The organism is Azospira sp. I13 (genome assembly GCF_003112695.1).
Taxonomy (GTDB): Bacteria; Pseudomonadota; Gammaproteobacteria; order Burkholderiales; family Rhodocyclaceae; genus Azospira.
This window is the reverse complement of sequence record NZ_BFBP01000014.1, coordinates 102,066-123,634: the sequence shown is the minus strand read 5'-3', so window position 1 is coordinate 123,634 and position 21,569 is coordinate 102,066. Positions and strand designations below refer to the sequence as shown.

Annotated in this window: 20 protein-coding genes; 3 read left to right on the top strand and 17 right to left on the bottom strand. The window is 64.6% G+C overall.

The window, feature by feature from the left end; all coding sequences use genetic code 11:
• Positions 1-49: 49 nt before the first annotated feature.
• Genes bioC through AZSI13_RS14540 form a run of 4 tightly spaced genes read right to left on the bottom strand, consistent with a single transcriptional unit; the run spans position 50 to position 4,141 of the window.
• Positions 50-829, bottom strand: coding sequence for a malonyl-ACP O-methyltransferase BioC (bioC, locus tag AZSI13_RS14555; protein ID WP_109041902.1), 780 nt, complete (start codon positions 827-829; stop codon positions 50-52).
• Positions 829-1,596: an alpha/beta fold hydrolase gene (locus AZSI13_RS14550; protein ID WP_109041901.1), complete on the bottom strand. Its 768-nt coding sequence runs from the start codon at positions 1,594-1,596 to the stop codon at positions 829-831. The genes bioC and AZSI13_RS14550 overlap by 1 nt, the downstream gene beginning before the upstream one ends.
• A complete protein-coding gene (gene bioF, locus AZSI13_RS14545; RefSeq protein ID WP_109041900.1) occupies positions 1,593-2,801 on the bottom strand; it encodes an 8-amino-7-oxononanoate synthase in 1,209 nt (402 codons plus the stop codon). The genes AZSI13_RS14550 and bioF overlap by 4 nt, the downstream gene beginning before the upstream one ends.
• A complete protein-coding gene (locus AZSI13_RS14540) occupies positions 2,798-4,141 on the bottom strand; it encodes an adenosylmethionine--8-amino-7-oxononanoate transaminase (protein WP_109041899.1) in 1,344 nt (447 codons plus the stop codon). Before AZSI13_RS14540 ends, bioF begins: the two co-directional genes overlap by 4 nt.
• Before the next feature lie 302 nt (positions 4,142-4,443).
• Between AZSI13_RS14540 and AZSI13_RS14535 the strand changes: the two genes are divergently transcribed.
• Positions 4,444-5,940, top strand: coding sequence for a methyl-accepting chemotaxis protein (locus AZSI13_RS14535; protein WP_109041898.1), 1,497 nt, complete (start codon positions 4,444-4,446; stop codon positions 5,938-5,940).
• A gap of 216 nt (positions 5,941-6,156) precedes the next feature.
• Here the strand turns inward: AZSI13_RS14535 and AZSI13_RS14530 are convergent, their stop codons facing one another.
• The 6 genes from AZSI13_RS14530 to dapC form a co-directional block, all read right to left on the bottom strand.
• Positions 6,157-7,332 (bottom strand): GGDEF domain-containing protein, encoded by a 1,176-nt coding sequence (locus AZSI13_RS14530; RefSeq protein WP_165833540.1) that lies wholly within the window; start codon positions 7,330-7,332, stop codon positions 6,157-6,159.
• 159 nt (positions 7,333-7,491) lie between these two features.
• Positions 7,492-8,388 (bottom strand): 50S ribosomal protein L3 N(5)-glutamine methyltransferase, encoded by an 897-nt coding sequence (gene prmB, locus AZSI13_RS14525; RefSeq protein WP_109041896.1) that lies wholly within the window; start codon positions 8,386-8,388, stop codon positions 7,492-7,494.
• Between the two features lie 2 nt (positions 8,389-8,390).
• Positions 8,391-9,542 (bottom strand): succinyl-diaminopimelate desuccinylase, encoded by a 1,152-nt coding sequence (dapE, locus tag AZSI13_RS14520; protein WP_109041895.1) that lies wholly within the window; start codon positions 9,540-9,542, stop codon positions 8,391-8,393.
• A 25-nt stretch (positions 9,543-9,567) separates the two neighbouring features.
• Positions 9,568-10,749 carry a PilT/PilU family type 4a pilus ATPase gene (locus AZSI13_RS14515; protein ID WP_109041894.1) on the bottom strand — a complete coding sequence of 394 codons (1,182 nt, stop codon included), beginning with the start codon at positions 10,747-10,749 and terminating at the stop codon, positions 9,568-9,570.
• A 59-nt stretch (positions 10,750-10,808) separates the two neighbouring features.
• A complete protein-coding gene (gene dapD / locus AZSI13_RS14510; RefSeq protein ID WP_109041893.1) occupies positions 10,809-11,627 on the bottom strand; it encodes a 2,3,4,5-tetrahydropyridine-2,6-dicarboxylate N-succinyltransferase in 819 nt (272 codons plus the stop codon).
• Between the two features lie 34 nt (positions 11,628-11,661).
• Positions 11,662-12,855, bottom strand: a complete 1,194-nt coding sequence (gene dapC, locus AZSI13_RS14505; protein WP_109041892.1) for a succinyldiaminopimelate transaminase — start codon at positions 12,853-12,855, stop codon at positions 11,662-11,664.
• A 110-nt stretch (positions 12,856-12,965) separates the two neighbouring features.
• On the opposite strand from dapC, the gene AZSI13_RS14500 reads away from it, so the two are divergent.
• Positions 12,966-13,793, top strand: a complete 828-nt coding sequence (locus AZSI13_RS14500) for a DMT family transporter (protein ID WP_235609786.1) — start codon at positions 12,966-12,968, stop codon at positions 13,791-13,793.
• Here AZSI13_RS14500 and AZSI13_RS14495 read toward each other — a convergent pair.
• Complete coding sequence (locus AZSI13_RS14495) at positions 13,787-14,023, bottom strand: hypothetical protein (RefSeq protein WP_109041890.1); 237 nt, start codon at positions 14,021-14,023, stop codon at positions 13,787-13,789. The genes AZSI13_RS14500 and AZSI13_RS14495 overlap by 7 nt on opposite strands.
• Positions 14,024-14,168: 145 nt before the next feature.
• Between AZSI13_RS14495 and ylqF the strand changes: the two genes are divergently transcribed.
• Positions 14,169-15,098 carry a ribosome biogenesis GTPase YlqF gene (gene ylqF / locus AZSI13_RS14490; RefSeq protein ID WP_109041889.1) on the top strand — a complete coding sequence of 310 codons (930 nt, stop codon included), beginning with the start codon at positions 14,169-14,171 and terminating at the stop codon, positions 15,096-15,098.
• Positions 15,099-15,233: 135 nt separating this feature from the next.
• Here the strand turns inward: ylqF and AZSI13_RS14485 are convergent, their stop codons facing one another.
• The 6 genes from AZSI13_RS14485 to gcvP form a co-directional block, all read right to left on the bottom strand.
• Complete coding sequence (locus AZSI13_RS14485; protein ID WP_109041888.1) at positions 15,234-15,797, bottom strand: DUF3617 family protein; 564 nt, start codon at positions 15,795-15,797, stop codon at positions 15,234-15,236.
• Between the two features lie 248 nt (positions 15,798-16,045).
• Positions 16,046-16,303 carry a translation initiation factor IF-1 gene (gene infA, locus AZSI13_RS14480; RefSeq protein WP_109041887.1) on the bottom strand — a complete coding sequence of 86 codons (258 nt, stop codon included), beginning with the start codon at positions 16,301-16,303 and terminating at the stop codon, positions 16,046-16,048.
• Between the two features lie 484 nt (positions 16,304-16,787).
• Positions 16,788-17,555 carry a DUF2189 domain-containing protein gene (locus AZSI13_RS14475; protein WP_109041886.1) on the bottom strand — a complete coding sequence of 256 codons (768 nt, stop codon included), beginning with the start codon at positions 17,553-17,555 and terminating at the stop codon, positions 16,788-16,790.
• Positions 17,556-17,589: 34 nt separating this feature from the next.
• Positions 17,590-17,856 (bottom strand): biotin/lipoyl-containing protein, encoded by a 267-nt coding sequence (locus tag AZSI13_RS14470; RefSeq protein WP_109041885.1) that lies wholly within the window; start codon positions 17,854-17,856, stop codon positions 17,590-17,592.
• Positions 17,857-18,042: 186 nt separating this feature from the next.
• Positions 18,043-18,567 carry a glycine cleavage system protein R gene (locus AZSI13_RS14465; protein WP_109041884.1) on the bottom strand — a complete coding sequence of 175 codons (525 nt, stop codon included), beginning with the start codon at positions 18,565-18,567 and terminating at the stop codon, positions 18,043-18,045.
• Positions 18,560-21,502, bottom strand: coding sequence for an aminomethyl-transferring glycine dehydrogenase (gene gcvP / locus AZSI13_RS14460; protein ID WP_109041883.1), 2,943 nt, complete (start codon positions 21,500-21,502; stop codon positions 18,560-18,562). Before gcvP ends, AZSI13_RS14465 begins: the two co-directional genes overlap by 8 nt.
• Positions 21,503-21,569 lie beyond the last annotated feature (67 nt).

The window sequence follows — 21,569 nt, the reverse complement described above, 5'->3', positions numbered from 1 at the left end:
TTCCGCTCTCGCTGCGCTGTGGCAAAAAGAATTTCCACCTGCTTACCGCTCATTTTACGGCCGTGCACAGCACCACGTCATAGGTGGCGGGCAGGCCTTCGGCGCTGCGGTGTTGCTCGTAGCGCGCCTCCACCGTCTGCCAGGCTGCCTTGCCGAGGAAGCCGGCGCGGCGGGCGCCGCCCACCTGGTTGGCGCCGATATCCTTGATGGCTCGCAGCAGGGAGCGCAGGTCCGGGTAATACACCCGCAGGGTCCGGCGCTCCACCCGCAGCTCGTGGAAACCGGCGGCCAGCATGGCCTCGCCGCAAGTGGCAGGCGGGGCGAAGGGCAGGACATGGCGATGCCCGTCGATACCGGCAAAGGCTTCTGCCAGTTCGGTGAAGGTGCCCGGCCCCAGGGTGCTGAAGGCCAGGTAGCCGCCGGGTGCAAGAACCCGGGCAGCCTCTTTCAGGCTGCGCCGCAGATCACACCACTGCACCGCCAGGCTGGACCAGTAAAGGGCCACGCTGGCGTCTTGCAGGGGCAGGGCCTCCAGATCGGCGCAGAGGGGCAGGCGGCGGGTGTCGCCGGCGGTCTCCCGGGCCCGGGCCAGCATGGCCGGGGCGAAGTCGGCGAGGAGTAGGGGGGGGCGGGGAAAACGCCGGGCCAGCAGGCCGGCACCGTAGCCGGTGCCGCAGCCGGCATCCAGCAGGGCGCCGCTGGAAAGATCGCCGGGATTGGCATCCAGTGCCGCCTCCAGAGCATCGCAGACTTGTCGCTGGAGGGCGGCGGCCTGGTCGTAGGAGTCGGCGGCCCGCTCGAAAGCCCGGCGGATGTGCTGCTTTTCCATCAGTGCGGCCCTTTCTCGGGCAGGGAGGCAGCCCAGGCGGCGAGGCGTGTGGCGAAGTCCTGGGGGTCATGCAGGAAGGGGGCGTGGGCCGCTGCCTCGAAAACTTCCAGTTGGCCGGCAGGCAGGTGTTGCGCCAGCCATTCGGCCGCCGCCAGGGGCATCAGGGGGTCGGCCCGGCCATGCAGCACCAGGGCCGGCAGGGGCAGCCGGGGCACCAGGGGGCGCAGGTCCAAATCCCGCAGCCAGTCCAGGCCCCGCAGCAGGGCGGCTTTTTCCGGCAGGGGCGCCTTGGTTAGGGGGGCCAGGAGGCGGGTGATGTCCTTGGCGTGGCTGTCGCCCTGGTTGAAAAGGGCAGCAAAACGCGGCAGTACTGGGCCGGGGAGAACCGCCACGGCGCCGGAGAACGTGGATAGCAGGCTGGCCGGCTGCCCCTGGGGCCAGTCGGCTGCTGCCAGGAAGCGGGGTGTGGTGGCCACCAGGGCGAGGGCCGCCACCTGTTGGGGGGCCCGGGCGGCCATCAATTGGGCAATTTGCCCGCCCAGGGACCAGCCCAGAAGAATGGCGCCTGGCGGCAGTTCGGCCAGCAGGGTATCCACCACGCTGGCGACGGTGGGGTCGTCCAGGTTCGGCCGGCCGGGGTAGCCCGGCAGTTGCAGGCGGGTCAGTTCAAAGTGCTTTTCCAGGGCCGGGGCGGCGTTGTCCCAGACCCGGGAATCCAGGCCCCAGCCATGAACGAGGGCCAGGGGGCGCTTGATGGAGGTTGTCATGACAAGTTCTCGGTGGCCGCCAGGTGGCCATCAGCCGGGGCGGCCAGGGTGGCGAGGGCGTTCACCAGGGCATCCACCTGGGCCGCGCTGTGGGCGGCGGAGAGGGTGATGCGCAGGCGGGCCTGACCCTTCGGCACGGTGGGGGGGCGGATGGCCGGCACCCAGATGCCCTGGGCCAGGAGCGCCCGGGTGAGGTCCAGGGCGGCGGCATTGCCGCCGATGACCAGGGGCTGGATGGGCGTGTCCGAATCCATGAGCTGCCAGCCCCGGCCGGCGCATAGCGGCGCCAGGCCGTCCCGCAGGCGCTGGATGAGGCTGGCCAGGTGTTGCCGGCGGGCCTCGCCGGCAGCGATCAGGTCCAGGCTTTTTAGCAGGGCGCAGGCCACGGCGGGGCTGGAGGCGGTGGTGAAGATGTAGGTGCGGGATTTCTGCAGCAGCCATTCCAGCACCTTGGCGCTGCCGGCGACAAAGGCGCCGGAGACGCCAGCCGCTTTGCCCAGGGTGCCCATGTAGACCACCCGGGGGGAGGGAATGAGCTTGACGGCTGCGGCGCTGCCCCGGCCCTGGGGGCCCATCACGCCGAAGCCATGGGCATCGTCGATGACCAGCCAGGTATCGTATTTCTCGGCCAGTTCGTAAAGGGCTTCGAGGGGCGCTGCATCGCCGTCCATGCTGAAAATGGCGTCGGTGGCGATGAGTTTCCGCGGAGCGGTGCTGGTCGCCAGCAGGAATTCCAGGTGCTCCAGGTCCAGGTGCCGGTAGCGGTGGCTGTCGGCCCGGGAAAGTTGCACGGCGTCGATGAGGGAGGCGTGGTTGAGCTTGTCGGCGAAGACCGCGTCGCCCCGGCCCACCAGGGCGGGGATGACGGCTAGGTTGGCCATGTAGCCGGTACAGAAATACAGGGCCCGCTGGCGCATGACGAAGGCGGCCAGGGCTTCTTCCAACTGGTGGTGGGGGCGCAGGTGGCCGCTCACCAGGTGGGAGGCGCCGGAACCGGCGCCCCAGTGGCGGGCACCTTCGGCCATGGCTTCAGCAATTTCCGGGTGGCTGGCCAGGCCCAGGTAATCGTTGCTGCAGAAGGCCAGCACCGGCTTGCCATCCACCACCATCTCCGGCGCTACCGGGGAATCGACGATGCGGCGGCGACGGGTCAGGCCTTCGGCTTCAATGGCCTTCAGTTCGGCATCCAGGCTTTCCCAGATCATCTGAGCACCGCCTCCAGGGTTTCCAGGGTGCGCTGGCACAGGTGCCGGCATTCCGCCTCGGACAGGATGTAGGGGGGCATCAGGTACACCGTGTTGCCGATGGGGCGCAGCAGCAGTTCCCGCTCCAGGCCGGCCTGGTAGAAACGGCGGGAAAAGGCGGCAGGGGCACCCTTGATGTCGAAGGCCAGGATCATGCCGCGGCGGCGGTAATTTTCCACTCGGCCATGGCTGCGGATCTGCGCCAGTCCGTCGTGCAGGCGTTCCGAGAGTTGTCGGTTGGCGACGATTACCTCGTCCTGCTCGAAAATGTCCAGGGTGGCCAGGGCGGCCCGGCAGGCCAGGGCGTTGCCGGTGTAGGAGTGGGAGTGGAGGAAGCCCCGGGTCACCGCATCGTCGAGGAAGGCTTCATAGATGGTATCGGTGGTCAGCACCGTGGACAGGGGCAGGTAGCCGCCGGTGATGCCCTTGGAAAGGCAGAGGAAATCGGGCCGCAGGGTTTTGCCGTCCACTGTGGCCTGCTCATGGGCGAAAAAGGTACCGGTACGGCCGAAGCCCACGGCGATTTCGTCGCAGATGAGGTGCACACCGTAGCGGTCGCAGGCCTGGCGGGCCAGGCTGAGGTACAGCGGGTCGTGCATGGCCATGCCGGTGGCGCACTGGATCAGGGGCTCGACGATGAGGGCGGCGATGTGGCCGTGGTGGGCTTCGAGATGGGCTTCGAGGGCGGCGGCGGCGCGGCGGGCCACGTCGGCGGCGGTCTCACCATCCTTGGCCAGACGTGCATCGGGGGAGGGCAGCACGGCGGCGGGGCGGATCAGGGGGGCGTAGGCATCCTTGAACAGGGCCACGTCGGTGACCGCCAGGGCACCCACGGTCTCGCCGTGGTAGCTGCCGGCGAGGCAGAGGAAATCGGTCTTCTCCGGCCGGCCCGTGTTGCGCCAGTAGTGGTGCGACATCTTCAGGGCGATCTCGGTGGCCGAGGCGCCGTCGGAGGCGTAGAAGGCGTGGCCCAGGGCACTGCCGGTGAGGGCCGAGAGGCGTTCGGACAGCTGTACCACCGGCTCGTGGGTGAAACCGGCCAGGATGACGTGCTCCAGGGTCTCCAGCTGGTCCTTGAGGGCGGCGTTGATGCGCGGATTGCGGTGGCCGAAGAGATTAACCCACCAGGAGCTGACGCCGTCCAGATAGCGGTGGCCATCGAAGTCGGTCAGCCACGCTCCCTCGCCACTCTTGACGGGGATCAGGGGCAGTCCGTCGGCCGCCAGGTGGTGCTGCATCTGGGTGCATGGGTGCCAGACGGCGGCGAGGCTGCGGTCCAGTAAACGGCGATTGGCGGACATGGGGCTGATGACGCTTCCGGGAACAGGGGCGGGGTGGCAGGAGCGGCGGGCTTTCGCCAACCGAGCCGGCCATTTTACTCGCCGCCGGGGGCGAAGGGCAAAGCGCCAGGCGCTGCGATGGTGGTCCGGCGCGTCATTTCGGGCCGGAATCCAGGCGAAGGCAGGCTAAAACCGGGCTAGAATAGGGCGCTAACATTTTTGCCATCGGTTTTGCCACGGGGTTGCCGCCGCCCCGGCATTACTCAAAAAAGAAGGCGGAGACACCAAAATTGAGACAAGAAATATATGGAGATGGGTAGGCTATGAAAAACATGAAGCTTGGCTGGAAACTCTTTCTGCTAGTCAGTCTGGCGGTGGCGGGCTTTCTGCTCAATTCCGGGCAGGGTCTGCTGGTACTCAAGGACAACCTGCTGGAAGACCGCAAGCTGAAGACCAAGAATGTGGTCGAGACGGTCCATGGCATTGTCCAGTATTACTACGGTGAGCAGCAGGCCGGCCGCCTACCGGAGGATGAAGCCAAGAAGTTTGCCGTTGCCGCGGTGCGCGGCCTGCGTTACGAGGGGGAAGAGTATTTCTTCCTCATGGACCTGAAGAGCACCCTGGTCATGCACCCCATCAAGCCCGAGCTGGAAGGCAAGGACATGTCGGGGGTGAAGGACCCCAAAGGCAATTTCCTCTTCCGCGACATGTCGGCCCTGGCCAAGGAAAAAGGGCAGGGCTACTACACCTATTTCTGGCCCAAGCCTGGTCAGAGCGAGCCGGTGGAGAAGATTTCCTACGTCAAGACCTTCAAGGAATGGGGCTGGCTGGTGGGTTCCGGCATCTATGTGGATGACGTGGAGTCGGTCTTCCTCAAGTCTGCCCTGGCCCAGGGGGGGCTGGCCCTGGTTGGCCTGACCCTGCTGATCGGCTTTTCCCTTTATCTGGTGCGCACCATCCTGGGGCCGGTCCAGCGTATGCAGGCCGTGATGGTCTCCCTTTCCGAAGGCGATATGACGGTCCAGGTGAAATCCGAAAGCCGGGACGAAATTGGCCAGATGTTGAAGTCCGTGGAACTGATGATCGAGCGGAACAAGGCGGTCATCCACGAAGTGCGGACCAGTGCCGATGCCTTGGTGAATGCTTCGGACCAGGTTAGCGTGACCTCCCATAGCCTCTCCCAGGCCGCTTCGGAGCAGGCTGCCAGTGTGGAGGAAACCACCGCTTCGGTGGAGGAAATGTCTGCCGCCATCGACCAGAACAAGGACAACGCCCATCTGACCGAAGAAATCGCCACCCGGGCCGCTGCCGATGCCCAGGTTGGCGGCCAGACCGTCCGGGCGACCGTGGTGGCCATGAAACAGATTGCCGGCAAGGTGGGTATCATCGACGAGATTGCCTACCAGACCAATCTGCTTGCCCTCAATGCGGCGATTGAAGCGGCCCGGGCCGGCGAGCATGGCAAAGGCTTTGCCGTGGTGGCCGGCGAGGTGCGCAAGCTGGCGGAGCGCTCCCAATCTGCCGCCCTGGAAATCGGCAAGCTGGCCGACGAGAGCGTGGCCCAGGCGGAAAAGGCCGGTGCCATGTTCGACGAAATGGTCCCCAATATCGAACGGACGGCCCAGTTGGTGAAGGAAATTGCCGCTTCCTCCGAGGAGCAGGCCATCGGCGCCGGCCAGATCAATCAGGCCATCGGTCAGGTGAACCAGACCACCCAGCACAATGCCAGCGCTTCTGAAGAACTGGCCGCCACGGCCCAGGAGCTACATTCCCAGGCAGAGCGCCTGAAGGGCAACATTGCCTTCTTCCGGATCGACTGAGACCGGGCTGGCCTCGCAAGGAAAAACCCAGGCAAATGCCTGGGTTTTTTTATGGCTCGCAGAGCCGTGAGTACCCCCCTGGCTGGGGCTGCGGTTGCCAGCGATGAGGCCTGATGAAGCCGGGTCAGGTATGGGGAAAAGCAGGGAGGGAGGGGGCTGGGGCGGTAGCTGGCCAAGGGAGCACCCCATGGGGCGGCACTATGGGGCGGCGCAGGGTCAGATGGTGCCGCTTAACTGCCAGGCCTCGACCCAGGATTCCACCCGGTTGCGACCGCTTTCCTTGGCTCGGTACATGGCGGCGTCGGCCCGGTGCAGGGCCTTTTCCGGGGTTTCGCCGGGCAGGCACTGGGCAATGCCGATGCTGACCGTCAGGTGGATCGGGCCTTGGGGGCCATTGAACGCCAGCTCGGCAACACGGATACGCATCCGCTCGGCGATGAGCTGGGCATCGGCAGGCCCCACGTCGGGCAGAAGGGCTGAAAACTCCTCGCCGCCAATCCGTCCCAGGATATCTTCTGCCCGCAGGCAGGAGGCGGCGATGGCGACGAAATGGCGCAGCACGCTGTCGCCCACGCCATGGCCATGGGTATCGTTGATCCGTTTGAAGTGATCGAGGTCGATGAGCAGCACCGACAGGGGGCTTTGTCGCCGATTGGCGGCGCTGACGGCGCCGTCGAACAGCTTGAGGAAGGAGCGCCGGTTGAAGGTATTGGTCAGGTGATCCGTTTCTGCCAGCTTACGCAGGTCGCTGGTAATGGTTTCGCTGACCAGCATGAGGGTGGCGAAGGCCATCATGACCAGGGTGATGACGGCTTCCAGGAGGAAGAATGGGGGAATCGTCGCCCCCTGGGTCAGGTCGCCGGCAAAGCCGTCTGCTTGGTAGATATACATCAGCCGCAGCAGGATGAACGTGGCATGGATGCTACAGGGGAGGGCGAAGAGGTAGCGAGCAGGAAAACGACGGATGTCGCCCTGGGCGATGGTGGCGGCACAGAGCCCGAACAGTACGCCCACCACCAGGCTGGACAGGATGACCCGCACGGCCGAATTAGGCTCTACCAGGGTAAAGAACAGGGCAATGGCCACCAGGGCGCAGATGGCGGCAGCGGCGTAACGGAAAGGCCAGGGCTTGAGGCCCATATAGCTTCTGGCTCCCATCAGCATCAGATAGGCAGTGAGGAACTGAGTGATCTGCACGCCGATGATGAGGGCGATTTCTGGCTGGTAGGAGCGGGTCAGCATGTTGATGGCTGACAGGAAGGCGGCAAGGTAAGCGCCGGCCCAGAACACCTGGGCCGGTACCCGGCGGCTGAGGTACCAGGAGGCAACCTGGGTCAGCGCCATGATCCCCAAAAGGATCACCAGCAGCATGAGAAGCGTGGGACTGTGCACCTGTCTGAAGTCTCCGGGATGGGCCCATTGCATGGTGCTTATTATGGGCCCGTACGGGAATGCTTGTCTTGTCGTTCGATGGCCCGGTGCCTGGTGGCCCGGGGCAAAAAGCCCAGGCGACTGGCCTGGGCCTTCCTGTTGGTACAGGTTGCCGGCGCTTTAGTCTGGCAACTCTTCCTGGCGCAGCATGAAGACGAACTGGTCGCCGGCTTCGGTATCCAGCCAAGTGAAGGGGGTGTCGGGATAGGCTGCCTCCAGGTCGTCCCGGTTGTGGCCGATTTCCACCACCAGCAGGCTGCCGGGGTTGAGGTGCTCCCGAGCCTGGCGCAGCAGGATGCGCACCAGGTCCAGGCCATCTTCACCGCCGGCCAGCGCCAGTTCGGGCTCGCGCTGGTATTCCTCCGGCAGGGTGGCCATGGAGGCCGCATTCACATAGGGCGGGTTGGAAATGATGATGTCGTACTTGCGGCCAGCCAGGCCGGCCATCAGGTCGGAGTGCACCAGTTCCAGGCGATCTTCCAGGCCGTAGTCGGCCACATTGCGCTTGGCCACTTCCAGGGCATCCGGGGAGATATCCACCGCATCCACCTCGGCCTCGGGGAAAGCCAGAGCCGCGAGGATGGCCAGGCAGCCGGAGCCGGTGCAGATGTCGGCCACCCGGGTGACGGCCCAGGGGTCGTCAATCCAGGGCGTCAGCTGTTCTTCGAGCAGTTCGGCAATGAAGGAACGGGGCACGATGACCCGCTCATCCACGTAAAAGCGGTGTTCCCCCAGCCAGGCTTCGTGGGTCAGATAGGCCGCCGGCACCCGGGTTTTCACCCGGCGCTCGATGAGGTGCAGCACGGTATTGCGCTCGGCCTCGGTGAGGCGGGCGTCGAGAAAGGGCTCCAGGCGGTCCAGGGGCAGGTGCAGGGTGTGCAGCAGCAGGTAGGCGGCTTCATCCCAGGCGTTGTCGGAGCCGTGGCCGAAGAAAAGTTCGGCTTCGTTGAAGCGGCTGACGGCAAAGCGCAGCAGATCCCGGAGGGTGAGGAGTTCGGTACGGGCTTGTTCGAGCATGGTCAGGTCAGCAGATTTTCCAGAATGCGCCGGTAGGTGGCGGAAAGACGGGGCAGGGCCGCAGCCTCCACGCACTCGTCGATTTTGTGGATGGTGGCATTCACCGGCCCCAGTTCGATGACCTGGGGGCAGATCTCGGCAATGAAGCGGCCGTCGGAGGTGCCGCCGGTGGTGGAGAGTTCGGTTGCGATACCCAGTTCGTCGCGGATGGCCGCCATGGCCGCATCCACCAGGGGGCCGCGACCGGTGAGGAAAGGCTTGGCGCCGAGGGTCCAGGCCAGGTCGTAGTCGATGCCGTGCTTGGCCAGGACGGCTTCCAGGCGGTTTTTCAGGCCTTCCGGCGTACTGGCGGTGGAGAAGCGGAAATTGAAGAGGATATCCACCGTGCCGGGAATGACATTGGTGGCTCCGGTGCCGCCCCGGATGTTGGAAATCTGCCAGGTGGTGGGCGGGAAATACTCGTTGCCCTGATCCCACTCCATGGCGGCCAGTTCGGCGATAGCCGGTGCCGCCAGGTGGATGGGGTTCTTGGCCAGATGGGGGTAGGCAATGTGGCCCTGGATGCCCTTTACGGTCAGCCGGCCGGAGAGTGAGCCGCGGCGGCCGTTCTTGACCGTGTCGCCCAGGGTGTTGACCGAAGTGGGTTCGCCGACGATGCACGCATCCATGGCTTCTCCCCGGGCTTGCAGGGCTTCCACCACGGCGACGGTGCCATCGGTGGCATCGCCTTCCTCGTCAGAGGTGAGCAGGAAAGCGATGGAGCCGTTGTGGTTTGGGTGCCGGGCGACAAAGGCTTCTACCGCCGTGACGAAGGCCGCCAGTGAGCCCTTCATGTCGGCCGCACCACGGCCGTACAGTACGCCGTCCCGATAGGTGGGCGTAAACGGGTCTGATGTCCATTGCTCCACGGGGCCGGTGGGCACCACATCGGTATGGCCGGCCAAGCAGATCAGGGGGGCAGCGGTGCCGCGGCGGGCCCACAGGTTGACGGTGTTGCCCCGGTTGATGGCTTCCAGGGTGAAGCCCATGGGCTTCAGGCGGGCGCCGATGATCTCCATGCAGCCGTTGTCCTCCGGCGTGACGGAGCGGCGGGCAATGAGCTGTTCGGCCAGGGCCAGTGTCGGGTCCTGGTCGGGGTGAGGCAGGTGGGGCATGGCAGGAAAAGGTCCGTTTGGGCGGCTACTCGTCGCTCAGGTTCAGGGTGAATTCCTTGAACGAGGCGGCGCCGTTGCTGTTGGTGGCGGTGGAGTCCTGGGTGTTCTTGGCCGGCTGCTCGTCATGTTGGGCTGTGCCGTTGTTGCCGAACTCCGAGTTGTTGATCAGCCAGGAAAGGTTGGTGGGCGAGTCGGAGGTGCCCAGGGCCTCGTCCAGGGTGATGACGCTGCTCTTGTAGAGCCGGAACAGGTCCTGTTCGAAGGTCTGGGAGCCAGGGGCCAGGCTTTGCTCCATGGCTTCCTTGATGGCGTTGATCTCGCCCCGCTCGATCAGTTCCTGGATGTGGCGGGTGTTGAGCAGGATTTCCGCGGTGGGTACGCGCTTGCCGTCGGGTTTTTTCACCAGGCGCTGGGAAACGATGGCCTTGAGACTCACCGACAGGTCCAGGTAGAGGGCCGAGCGGTTTTCCAGCGGGAAGAAGTTGATGATGCGGTTGAGGGCGTGGTAACTGTTGTTGGCGTGCAGGGTGGCCAGGCAGAGGTGGCCGGTCTGGGCGTAGGCCAGGGCGGCGGTCATGGTCTGCTTGTCGCGGATTTCGCCGATCAGGATGCAGTCCGGTGCCTGGCGCATGGCGTTCTTCAGGGCATTGTCCCAGTCAGCGGTATCCATGCCGATTTCCCGCTGGTTCACAATGGACTTCTTGTGCTTGAAGAGGAATTCGATCGGATCTTCCACCGTCAGGATGTGGCCGGAACGGTTGGCGTTGCGGTGATCCAGCATGGAGGCGATGGTGGTGGACTTGCCCGAGCCGGTGGAGCCGACGATGAGGATCAGGCCCCGCTTTTCCATGATCAGCTCGGAAAGCACCGAGGGCAGCCCCAGGCTGTCCAGGCTGGGGATGTTGCCGAGGATGTAGCGGATCACCATGGAGATGGAGCCCCGCTGGCGGAACAGGTTGACGCGGAAATTGCCCACCCCGGCCATGCCGAAGGAGAGGTTCATTTCCATGTTCCGTTCAAATTCCTCGTATTTCTCGGGAGTGAGCAACTCCTGGGCGATTTTCTCGATCATCGCCGGGTCCATCATCTGCTGATTGACCGGAATGGTATTGCCCTGGATCTTGATGTGGATCGGGGCGCCGGCGGATATGAAAATGTCCGAGGCCTGCTTTTCCGCCATCAGCTGGAACAGCTTGTCGAGAATCACGCTTCCTCCCTCCCGCCGAAAAGATTGGGGCGCCTCGTGGCGCCCCTGTTGTTATTGGCTTAGTCGCGCAGCAGTTCGTTGATGCTGGTCTTGGCCCGGGTCTGGGCGTCCACCTTCTTGACGATCACGGCGCAGTACAGGCTGTGGCTGCCGTCCTTGGCCGGCAGGTTGCCGGAGACGACCACGGAACCCGGGGGGATGCGGCCGTAGCTGATCTCGCCGGTTTCACGGTCGTAGATTTTGGTGGACTGGCTGATATACACGCCCATGGAGATGACGGAACCTTCACCGACGATGACGCCTTCCACCACTTCGGAACGGGCGCCGATGAAGCAGTTGTCTTCGATGATGGTGGGGTTGGCCTGCAGGGGTTCCAGCACGCCGCCAATGCCGACGCCGCCGGAAAGGTGCACGTTCTTGCCGATCTGGGCGCAGGAGCCGACGGTGGCCCAGGTATCCACCATGGTGTTTTCATCGACGTAGGCACCGATGTTCACGTAGGAAGGCATCAGCACGGCGCCCTTGGCGATGAAGGAGCCACGACGGGCCACGGCGGGAGGCACGACGCGGAAACCGCCCTGGCGGAAAGCATGTTCGTCGTAGCTGGCAAACTTGGTCTGCACCTTGTCGAAGAAGCGCAGGTCACCGGATTGCTGCACCACGTTGTCTTCCAGGCGGAAGGAGAGCAGCACGGCCTTCTTGATCCACTGGTGGGTCACCCAGTCGCCATCGATCTTCTCGGCGACGCGCAGTTGGCCCTTGTCCAGCTGTTCCAGCACGTGGTCCACAGCTTCGCCGATCTTGGCGGGTGCGCTGCCGGGTTGCAGGGAGGTGCGATTTTCCCAGGCATCTTCGATGATCTGTTGCAGTTCTTGCATGTTGGTTTTTCCGTTGTGGGGGTTATGTAGGGGGTTAAAGCTGCTGTACGAACTTGCGGATGCGCTCGGCGGCTTCCTGGCATTCGGCCAGCGGTGCCACCAGGGCGATGCGGACGTAGTTTTCACCGGGATTGACGCCCCGGGCTTCGCGGGCCAGGTAGCTGCCCGGCAGGACCACGACATTATAGTCGGCGAGCAGGCGGCGGGCGAATTCGGTGTCAGCGATGGGGGTTTTTGCCCAGAGGTAGAAACTGGCATCCGGCAGGCCGGTTTGCAGCACCGAGGCCACCACAGGGGTCACCGCAGCGAATTTTTCCTTGTACTGGCGACGGTTGTCGAGGACGTGGGCCTCGTCGTTCCAGGCCACGGCGGAAGCAGCCTGCACTGCGGGGTTCATGGCGCCACCGTGGTAGGTACGGTAGAGCAGGAATTTCTTCAGGATGGCGGCATCGCCGGCGACGAAGCCGGAACGCAGGCCCGGCACGTTGGAGCGCTTGGAGAGGGAAGAGAACATGACCAGCCGCTCGAAGCTGCGGCCCAGCTGTTTGGCAGCCTGCAGGCCGCCCAGGGGCGGGTTGGCCTCGTCGAAGAAAATCTCCGAATAGCACTCGTCGGAGGCGATGATGAAGCCGTATTTGTCGGAGAGGGCGAAGAGCTTCTTCCAGTCCTCCAGGTCCAGCACCTTGCCGGTGGGGTTGCCGGGGGAGCAGACGTAAAGCAGCTGCACTCGGGCCCACTCGGCTTCTGAGAGTGCCTCCAGGTCGAGGGAGAAGTTGTTCTCCGGCAGGGTGTTGAGAAAGTAGGGCTCGGCCCCGGCCAGATAGGCCGCCCCTTCGTAAATCTGGTAGAAGGGATTGGGGCTGACCACCAGGGGCACATAGCCGCGGCTGGGGTCAATGACGGTCTGGGCGAAGGCGAAGAGGGCCTCCCGGGAACCGTTTACCGGTAGGATTTCCGTTTCAGGATTGACGCCGGCGAGGCCGTAGCGGCGCTCCATCCAGGCGGCAATGGCCTGGCGCAGGGCGGGTATGCCGAGGCTTGTGGGATAATTCGCCAGCCCGCCGAGATTGGCCGTCAGGGCTTCCTTGATGAAGGCCGGCGTCGCATGCTGGGGTTCGCCGATGGAAAGCTTGATTTCCCGGTAGTCCGGATTCGGGGTGATGCCCTGGAACAGCTGGCGCAGTTTTTCGAAGGGATAGGGGTGAAGCTTGGCAAGATTGGGGTTCACAGTGGCGGGCCGGACTGAAAAAAACCGATTATAAAGGGCGGAGCGTGGCGGAAGAAGCAGGGACGGGCCAGGGCAGGCATCTGGCATCGGCAGCCTTGGTCCTGGGGGCCTTGATCTGGGGCGTACTCTGGTATCCCTACCGGGTGCTGGCGGCCCTTGGCATCGGCGGCATCCTGGCCTCAGGCCTGACCTATACCGTTGCCCTGGTCTTGGCGCTGCTGTTCTGGCGCCCGGCCCTGCGTCAGCTGCGCTTTTCCTGGTTGTTGCTGGCCATCGGCCTGGCCGGTGCCTGCTGCAACCTGGGTTATGTGCTGGCCACCCTCCACGGCGAGGTGATGCGGGTGCTGCTGCTGTTCTACCTGGCGCCCTTATGGACCATTCTCCTCGCCCGCTGGTGGCTGAAGGAGCACCTGGACCGGGCCGGCCTGGGCGTGGTGGCCCTGTCCATTGCCGGCGCCGCCACCATGCTGTGGCATCCTGCCCTCGGGCTGCCCTGGCCCCGGCATGGCGCCGAATGGCTGGGCCTGGCTGCGGGGATGCTCTTTGCCTGTTCCAACGTGCTTTCCCGTCGGGCCCAGGACTTGTCCATCCAGGTCAAATCCTTTGCCATGTTTGCCGGCGCCCTGGTGGTCAGCGCCAGCCTGCTGTTGGCGGGTCAGGGCGCGCTGCTCTGGCCCTCGTCCGGGCAAGCCTGGCTCTGGCTGCTGGGCATTGGCGTGGTGCTGATGCTGGTCAATCAGGTCGTGCAATATGGTTTGCACCACACACCTGCCAACCGGGCCATCGTTATCCTGCTCTCGGAGCTGCTCTTTGCAGCCCTCTCATCCTGGTGGCTAGCGGAAGAAACCATGGGCCCGCGGGAGTGGCTGGGGGGCGGCATGATCGTGGCTGCCAGCCTATTTTCCAGCCGTATCGGCGGGCCCGCCGCGGATCATTGATCCCGGGCGGCCTTCTCCTGGGCTACGAGCTTGCCCAGCTTCTGGGTGAAATAACCGGCATAGGCCAAGGCGGCCAGGGTGAGGCAGGCCAGCAGCAGCTGGGTGCCGCTCATCTGGCCCGGAGTCAGGTTGTTCATGGTGGAGTAGCCCAGTACCAGGGCAGCGACGAAGCCACCGATGATTTGCATCAGGGCGAAGATTTTTTGCGCTTTGAGAGGGGGAGTGGCCATGTTGGACAGGTTATTTGGCTGAAAGTGGGCGATTGTAACGGATGAGGCGGCCAACTCCTGCGATAATGGCGCCCTTTCCGGGGATATTCCCGGCGTCTTGCGCCGTTTTTCCCCGTTGTACCTTATTTGAGATTCCAGGCAAGACATGACAATACAGTGGTTCCCCGGCCATATGACCTCGGCCCGCAAGAAGGCCGCCGAGACCATGGAGTTCGCCGATGTGGTGATCGAAGTGCTCGACGCCCGTCTGCCTGAAGCCAGCCGCAATCCCATGATCGAGGAACTGCGCAAGCACCGTCAGCGGCCCTGTCTCAAGCTTCTCAATAAGTCCGATCTGGCCGATCCCGCCGCTACCCAGGCCTGGCTTGATTACTACAAGCGGCAGCCTGATGTGAAGGCCGTGGCCATTTCCTGCAAGAAGCCCGGCGAGGTGGCCCGTATCCCCAGCCTCGCCCAGACCCTGGCGCCCCACCGCGATAGCAACGTCAAGCCCCTGCGGCTGATGATCATGGGTATTCCCAACGTGGGCAAATCCACCCTGCTCAACGCCCTGGTCAAGCGCAAGGTGGCTGCCGTTGGCGACCAGCCGGCGGTGACCAAGCAGCAACAGCGCATGGACCTGGGGCCCCGCCTCTCCATCGTTGATACCCCGGGCCTGATGTGGCCCCGGATCGAACTGGCCAGTGATGGCCTGATGCTTGCCGCCAGCCATGCGGTGGGTCCCAATGCCTATATCGACGAGGAAGTCGGCGTCTATCTCGCCGGGCTGCTGCTGCAGCGCTATCCCGAATGCCTGGAAGCCCGTTACGGCCTGAAGGCGGTAGAAACCGATGCGGTGGGGGTAGTGGAGACCGTCGCCCGCAAGCGCGGTTGCATCATTAAGGGCCGGGCTGGAGAATTGGATCTGGAGAAGGCTTCCCTGATCCTGCTCAACGACTACCGCAACGGTACCCTGGGGCGTATCAGTCTGGAAACGCCGGAAACCCGCCAGCTATTGCTGCAGGCTGCCGCAGCGGCGAAGAGTGAAGCCGAGGGGGGTGAGGGAGACGGGCGCCAGGGGCCAGGTTCGGCCTGATTCCGCCAATTGTCGGCGACCGGGCCTGCTTGCCCGTGCTGCCAGCCCCAAAATCAACGGCCTGCCGCAGAATGCGTGCAGGCCGTTGTGCTTTGTGCCCTGGCGAGGTGGGTGGGAGGTGCTGTCGGGGCAAGACTACTGGCGCTGCCGCTTCATCATTTCCCGGACCCTGGGATCGTTCATCATGTCGTTGCCGGCTCCCTGGCCATTGCCCGGGCCTCCCCCCATCTGCGGCATGATGACGTCGCCAGGTTTCTGGCCTTTGGCACAGGGGCCGACCCAGCGGCTTTCTTGAGTGACGCGCATTTCAGCCATGCCATGCATAGGCGGTGAGTAACGCATGGTCATGTCGCTCTTGTAGCCGCTGCTGAAATCCCCGGTCATGGTGCCGTCGGTGGTGACGGTGGTCTGCTCCATGCGGCAGACCGTGTGGATCGTTACCTTGCCGTTGCCAGGTTTGACGTCCATGACGCTACAGTCCGGCTTCTGCCCGGGCTGTTCCTGCATCAGGTTGTCCTTGGCCTCGTCCACACAGATTTTCATCGGCCCCATACTGGGGGCGCCGGCCATCTGGGTGCGGATTTCCCACAGGCCGGATTTGCGCTTGGGGAGATCCCCGGCGCTGGCAGCCAGGGGCAGGCCGAGTCCCAGGAGCATCAGAGTGGAAAGAAGTAGGGAGGGGCGGAGAGTGGATCGCATGCAAGCTCCTTTGCCGGAAGGCGGCGGGAATGAACGTTCGGCCATCAGGGGATGGCCGAGCCTGTTCGGTGCAGGAGGCAATGCGATACGTCGGCCAGGCACCGATTCGATGACGATAACATCATTTCGGCTGCCCGCCACCCTGTCCCGGTCACCAGGCGGTGGTGCCAGGCCGGGATCAGCAGTGCAAGACTAGGCTTGGCCCCGGCCGTGCCGTGTGCGGCTGGTGGGCGGGGCCGGTGTGCAGGTCAGCGGCGGCGGGCGGGGGCCGGGCCCCGGGCACCTTCACCCAGGTGACGGAAGGTGATGCGACCCTTGGATAGGTCGTAGGGGGACATTTCGACGGTGACCTTGTCACCCATCAGCACCTTGATGCGGTGCATTTTCATTTTTCCCGAGCCATAGGCCAGGATTTCAACGCCATTGCTCAAGGTCACGCGATAGCGGGACTCGGGCAACACTTCGATGACAGTGCCTTCAAATTCGAGAGCTTCTTCCTTGGCCATTCAATTCTCCGATGGGTCTGCCCCTTTTCCTGGCGAAACAGACGGGACAGCGGGTGAGTGCAAGCCCGGCGCGCCGCGCCGGCAACGGGCTGATGCGATCTTCTGGGCAGGGGCCGGTGCTGGATACCCGACGCAGGTGCGGGCATGGCAGCAGGAACATCAGACAGGTGGCCAACTACAACCAACTACAAGCGCGTGTGCTTCGAGGGATACTCAAGGCCGCAAGGGCTGGAAGAGTATCACTGGGGCGGAGGGCTTGAGAGCAGATGGGGCATCGCCTTGATCGGCATGCCTGCCGATCAAGGTGCAATAGTTTACTGCATTTTTATGGCCGTTGCCGCATTAAATCAGGTGCTTCCTGCCTTTGCTCACACCTCTGGCGAGTGTGTTTTTAGGCGGCTTGAGGAGCTCCTGGTGGTAGTGTCAGGTGCATGGCAAGGGCATGAGCGTCAGTGACCATTGCCATCCCATGGGTGTTGTCCGGCTAAGGCTGGCGTTCCTGCAGGGCTTCGCGGTAAAGGGCGTGACTGGCGTAGGCCAGTACCGGGAAAACCACTGGGAAGAGGGGCAGCACGATGATGCTGGCAATGCCGCCGCCGGCCAATAGCAGTCCCCAGGCCAGGGCTGCCGGGAAACTGCCGAATACGGTGCGGACACTCAAGGCAACCGCCGGAATCAGGGTGGCGCGGCGGTAGTGCAGCAGCGGCACGGCAAAGGCGGTCACGGCATAAATCATGAAAGCCAGCGCGGCCCCCATGAGGGAACTCCACAGCACGAAGCGGCGTACCTCGGTGGCCGGGGCCAGCAGGGTGGCAAAGCCCCGGGCTTCGCCGCCCACAATGAAACCGTAGAGGGTGGCGGCGTCGGTGATCCAGATCAGGTAGAAAAAGGCGCAGATGGCTCCCATGGCCCACAGGCCGGCGGGAGCACGACGGTAGGCCGCCAGGGCCTGGGCCAGGCCAGCAGTCTCGCCCCGGGCATTGCAATCGGCCAGTTCAAAGTAGCCAACCAGCAGCAATGGGCCGATCAGCATAAAGCCACCGGAAACGGCCAGGGCCATGGGGGCCACGGCCGCCTGGCCGAGAATGAGCCAGAGGAGCAAGGCGACGATGGCGAAGGGCAGGGCCCAGGCCATGCTGGGGCGGGGATGGGCTGCAAAGGTACGCCAGCCGGTCGCCAGGGCGCGCCCCAGGCTGGCCAGGGTGAATTTGCAGGGGCTGGGTGGGGAGCTGCTAGGTAGGGGCACGTTCATGGCATCCGCTGTTCTTCCCCCTGAGCCATCCGGATCAGGTCGGGAGCAAGGTGAGCAGGAGGGCGCCCTCGGCCAGCACGTCGCCTTCCGTGATGAAAACCTCCACCACAGTGCCGGTGTGGGGGCTGGGAATGTCCAAGGCCACCTTGCCGGTTTCCAGGGTGAGGATAGTGTCGTCCCGTTCCAGGAGATCGCCGGGTTTGACCTGGATTTCCAGGACAAAGATCTCGCCCTGGGCACAATTGCCGCAGCTTTCCCAGCATTCGGGGTACTTCGGCATGCGGACTTCGATGGGACTCATGGGGTGTTCAGGTGGGAAAGTGTAGGAAATTCTGCCAGAAGGCCGGCAGTGCGCCTTTGACCGAAATGAAAAGCGCGGGATGGTGGCGGGCCTGGCAAGCCAGAATGGCGGGAGAATCCATCCACGTCAGGGCTGCTTCCCTACCGTCTCCATCCTCGCTACCCCAGGCGCCTCTTCCAGACAGGTTCAGGACGCGAGCTTTTCATCCAGGGAGATATCGACCATGAGATCGTTGGAGAGCCGTTCCAGCTCGCCGGTGAGGCTGCGCACATCCAGCTCCGGTGCGGCCAGCAGGCTGACCTGGGCGTGGAAGAGGATTTCGGCGGACATGGGGGCACTGGAGGTGTGGGTGGCCAGCTCCTCCACATTGACGCCGTGGCGGGCCAGCACTTGGGAGACCTCGCGCACGATGCCGATGCGGTCGTGGCCCACCAGGGACAGGCGCAGGCGGCCCTTTGGCGCTTCCACGCTCTCGGGAGAGCTTTCCACCGTCACCTTGAGCAGGGTTAGGCCGGCCAGTGCCTGCTGCAGGGCTTCGGCCTGGGCCGTGGGCACGCTGACCTTGAGGATACCGGCGAACTTGCCCGCCAGGCGGGACATGGAGGATTCCAGCCAGTTGCCCTGATGGGCGGAGATGGCGGTGGACAGCAGCTCCACCAGGCCGGGGCGGTCGTCACCGATGACGGTGAGCACCAAGATCTGATCAGCCATGTTGGTAGTCCTCCACAGGGGCGCAGGCGCAGAAGAGATTGCGGTCGCCGTACACGTCGTCGATGCGGTTCACGCTGGGCCAGAACTTGTTCTCGGCCACCCAGGGCAGGGGATAGCAGGCTTCCTGACGGCTGTAGGGGCGGCTCCAGACCTCGTCGGCCAGATCTTTCTGGGTGTGGGGGGCGTGCTTCAGCGGATTGTTGTCCGCCGGCCACTGGCCTGCTTCCACCTTGCGGATTTCGTTGCGGATGGCGATCAGGGCGTCGATGAAGCGGTCCAGCTCGGCCTTGGATTCGGACTCGGTGGGCTCCACCATGATGGTGCCAGCCACCGGGAAGCTCACCGTGGGGGCGTGGAAGCCGTAGTCCATGAGGCGCTTGGCGATATCGAGTTCGGTGATGCCCGCATTGCCGCCTGTTGCCGCCTTGATGGGGCGGATATCCAGGATGCACTCATGGGCGACGCGGCCGTTCTTGCCCCGGTACAGCACCGGGTAGTGCTCCTGCAGGCGGGCGGCGACGTAGTTGGCGTTGAGGATGGCCACCTGGGTGGCGGTCTTGACTCCCTTGCCGCCCAGCATGGCGATGTACATCCAGGAAATGGGCAGGATCGAGGCGGAGCCGAAGGGGGCGGCGGAAACGGCGCCCTGGCCCTTGTGCTTGCGCTCGGCAGGGCCGGTGGCCTGCACTGCATGGTCGGCCATGAAGGGCGCCAGATGGGCCTTGAGGCCGATGGGACCCATGCCCGGGCCGCCACCGCCGTGGGGGATGGCGAAAGTCTTGTGCAAGTTCATGTGGGAGACGTCGGCGCCGATGAAGCCGGGGGCGGTGAGGCCCACCTGGGCGTTGAGATTGGCGCCGTCCATGTACACCTGGCCGCCGTTGGCGTGCACGATGTCGCAGATGTCCTTCACCGCTTCCTCGAACACCCCGTGGGTGGAAGGGTAGGTGAGCATCAGGCAGGAGAGCTTGGCGGCGTGCTGCTCGGCCTTGGCCTTGAGGTCGGCCACGTCCACGTTGCCGTTGTCGTCGCAATCCACCACCACTACCTGTAGGCCGGCCATCTGGGCGGTGGCCGGGTTGGTGCCGTGGGCGGACTTGGGGATCAGGCAGATGTCGCGCTGGCCCTGGCCGTTGGCCTCCTGGTAGCGGCGGATGGCCACCAGGCCGGCGTATTCGCCCTGGGCGCCGGAGTTGGGCTGCATGCAGACGGCGTCGAAACCGGTGACGGTCTTTAGCCACTCGGCCAACTGCTCGATCATCTCCAGGTAGCCCTGGGGCTGGTCCAGGGGGGCGAAGGGGTGGATGTCGCCGAACTCGGGCCAGGTGACGGGGATCATCTCGCTGGTGGCGTTGAGCTTCATGGTGCAGGAACCCAGAGAGATCATGGAGTGATCCAGGGCCAGGTCCTTGTTCTGCAGCTTCTTCAGGTAGCGCAGCATCTCGTGTTCGGTGTGGTGGGTGTTGAACACGGGATGGCTGAGGATGGCGTCGGTGCGCAGCAGCTCGGCCGGCAGGGATGGGTCGGCAGCGGCCACCTGGGCGTCCAGGGCTTCGATATCTACCTTCACCCCGGCGATGAGCTGCAGCAGGGTGGCCACGTCTTCCCGGGTGGTCTTCTCGTTGAGGGCGACGCCGAGGCGGCCGCCCTCGATCAGCCGCAGGTTGTAGCCGGCGTTCTGGGCGGCCTGGTACACGGTGAGGGCCTTGGCCCCCAGGTCCAGCTGCAGGGTGTCGAAGTAGCAGGCGTTGAGCTGCCTGATGCCGGCTTTGGCCAGGCCCATAGCCAGGATGGCGGCCAGGCGGTGGATGCGGCGGGCGATGGTCTTGAGACCCTCTGGGCCGTGGTAGACGGCGTACATGCCGGCCATGTTGGCCAGCAGTACCTGGGAGGTGCAGATGTTGGAGTTGGCCTTCTCCCGGCGGATGTGCTGTTCCCGGGTCTGTAGGGCCATGCGCAGGGCCTTGTTGCCCCGGGCATCAACGGAGACGCCGATGATGCGACCGGCGACGGAGCGCTTGTGCTCGTCCTTGCAGGCGAAGAAGGCGGCGTGGGGGCCGCCGAAGCCCATGGGGATGCCGAAGCGCTGGGAGGAACCCAGGGCCATGTCGGCCCCCATGGCACCGGGGGACTTGAGCAGCACCAGGGCCATGAGGTCGCAGGCCACGGCCACGGCCGGGCAATTTGTCCCCCCTCGGGCCTTCAAGGCGGCAATGGTGGCGGTCAGGTCTTTCACCTCTCCCTTGTCTTCCGGGTATTGCAGCAGGGCGCCGAAGACTTCCACCGTGGCAGCCTCTTCCACCGGGCCAAAAATCAGCTCGAAACCGAAGTAGGCGGCCCGGGTCTTGACTACGTCGATGGTCTGGGGAAAGCAGGCTTGGTCTACGAAGAAGCGGTTGGAGGCCGAGCGGGAAACCCGGCGGGCCATGGTCATGGCCTCGGCAGCGGCGGTGGCTTCGTCCAGCAGGGAGGCGTTGGCTAGCTCCAGGCCAGTCAGATCGATGACCATCTGCTGGTAGTTGAGCAGGGCTTCCAGGCGGCCCTGGGCGATCTCGGCCTGATAGGGGGTGTAGGCGGTGTACCAGCCCGGGTTTTCCAGCACGTTGCGCAGGATTACCTTGGGCGTCAGGGTTTCGTGATAGCCCTGTCCGATAAGGGACTTTTTCACCACATTGCGGCCGGCCAGGGCCTTCAGGTCGGCCAGGGCCTCATGCTCGCGCCGGGGGGCGGGCAGGGGCAGCGAATCAGTCACTTGGGCGGGAAAGCGGATGGCGGCGGGCACGGTCTGGCCCACCAGTTCATCCAGGCTGGCGGCGCCGATGGCGGCCAGCATCTGACTCATTTCTCTGGCGCAGGGGCCGATATGGCGGGCGATGAACTCGTCCTTCTGTTCCAGGGCGGAAAGGGCTTGAACCTTGGGCTGGGGGGCGGGCATGGGGCCTCCGGGCGACGACAGTTGGAACAGCGGACGGGAGGGCGGGTAGGCCGGGAAAGACCCTGAG

Excerpts from the sequence above, each read along its gene's own strand:
- bioC (WP_109041902.1), bottom strand. The coding sequence starts at position 829 with ATGGAAAAGCAGCACATCCGCCGGGCTTTCGAGCGGGCCGCCGACTCC.
- dapE (WP_109041895.1), bottom strand. The coding sequence starts at position 9,542 with ATGCCCCACCTGCCTCACCCCGACCAGGACCCGACACTGGCCCTGGCC.
- prmB (WP_109041896.1), bottom strand. The coding sequence starts at position 8,388 with ATGCTCGAACAAGCCCGTACCGAACTCCTCACCCTCCGGGATCTGCTG.
- gcvP (WP_109041883.1), bottom strand. The coding sequence starts at position 21,502 with ATGCCCGCCCCCCAGCCCAAGGTTCAAGCCCTTTCCGCCCTGGAACAG.
- AZSI13_RS14465 (WP_109041884.1), bottom strand. The coding sequence starts at position 18,567 with ATGGCTGATCAGATCTTGGTGCTCACCGTCATCGGTGACGACCGCCCC.
- infA (WP_109041887.1), bottom strand. The coding sequence starts at position 16,303 with ATGGCCAAGGAAGAAGCTCTCGAATTTGAAGGCACTGTCATCGAAGTG.
- ylqF (WP_109041889.1), top strand. The coding sequence starts at position 14,169 with ATGACAATACAGTGGTTCCCCGGCCATATGACCTCGGCCCGCAAGAAG.
- AZSI13_RS14535 (WP_109041898.1), top strand. The coding sequence starts at position 4,444 with ATGAAAAACATGAAGCTTGGCTGGAAACTCTTTCTGCTAGTCAGTCTG.
- AZSI13_RS14540 (WP_109041899.1), bottom strand. The coding sequence starts at position 4,141 with ATGTCCGCCAATCGCCGTTTACTGGACCGCAGCCTCGCCGCCGTCTGG.
- AZSI13_RS14495 (WP_109041890.1), bottom strand. The coding sequence starts at position 14,023 with ATGGCCACTCCCCCTCTCAAAGCGCAAAAAATCTTCGCCCTGATGCAA.
- AZSI13_RS14550 (WP_109041901.1), bottom strand. The coding sequence starts at position 1,596 with ATGACAACCTCCATCAAGCGCCCCCTGGCCCTCGTTCATGGCTGGGGC.
- bioF (WP_109041900.1), bottom strand. The coding sequence starts at position 2,801 with ATGATCTGGGAAAGCCTGGATGCCGAACTGAAGGCCATTGAAGCCGAA.
- dapD (WP_109041893.1), bottom strand. The coding sequence starts at position 11,627 with ATGCAAGAACTGCAACAGATCATCGAAGATGCCTGGGAAAATCGCACC.
- AZSI13_RS14485 (WP_109041888.1), bottom strand. The coding sequence starts at position 15,797 with ATGCGATCCACTCTCCGCCCCTCCCTACTTCTTTCCACTCTGATGCTC.
- AZSI13_RS14470 (WP_109041885.1), bottom strand. The coding sequence starts at position 17,856 with ATGAGTCCCATCGAAGTCCGCATGCCGAAGTACCCCGAATGCTGGGAA.
- AZSI13_RS14475 (WP_109041886.1), bottom strand. The coding sequence starts at position 17,555 with ATGAACGTGCCCCTACCTAGCAGCTCCCCACCCAGCCCCTGCAAATTC.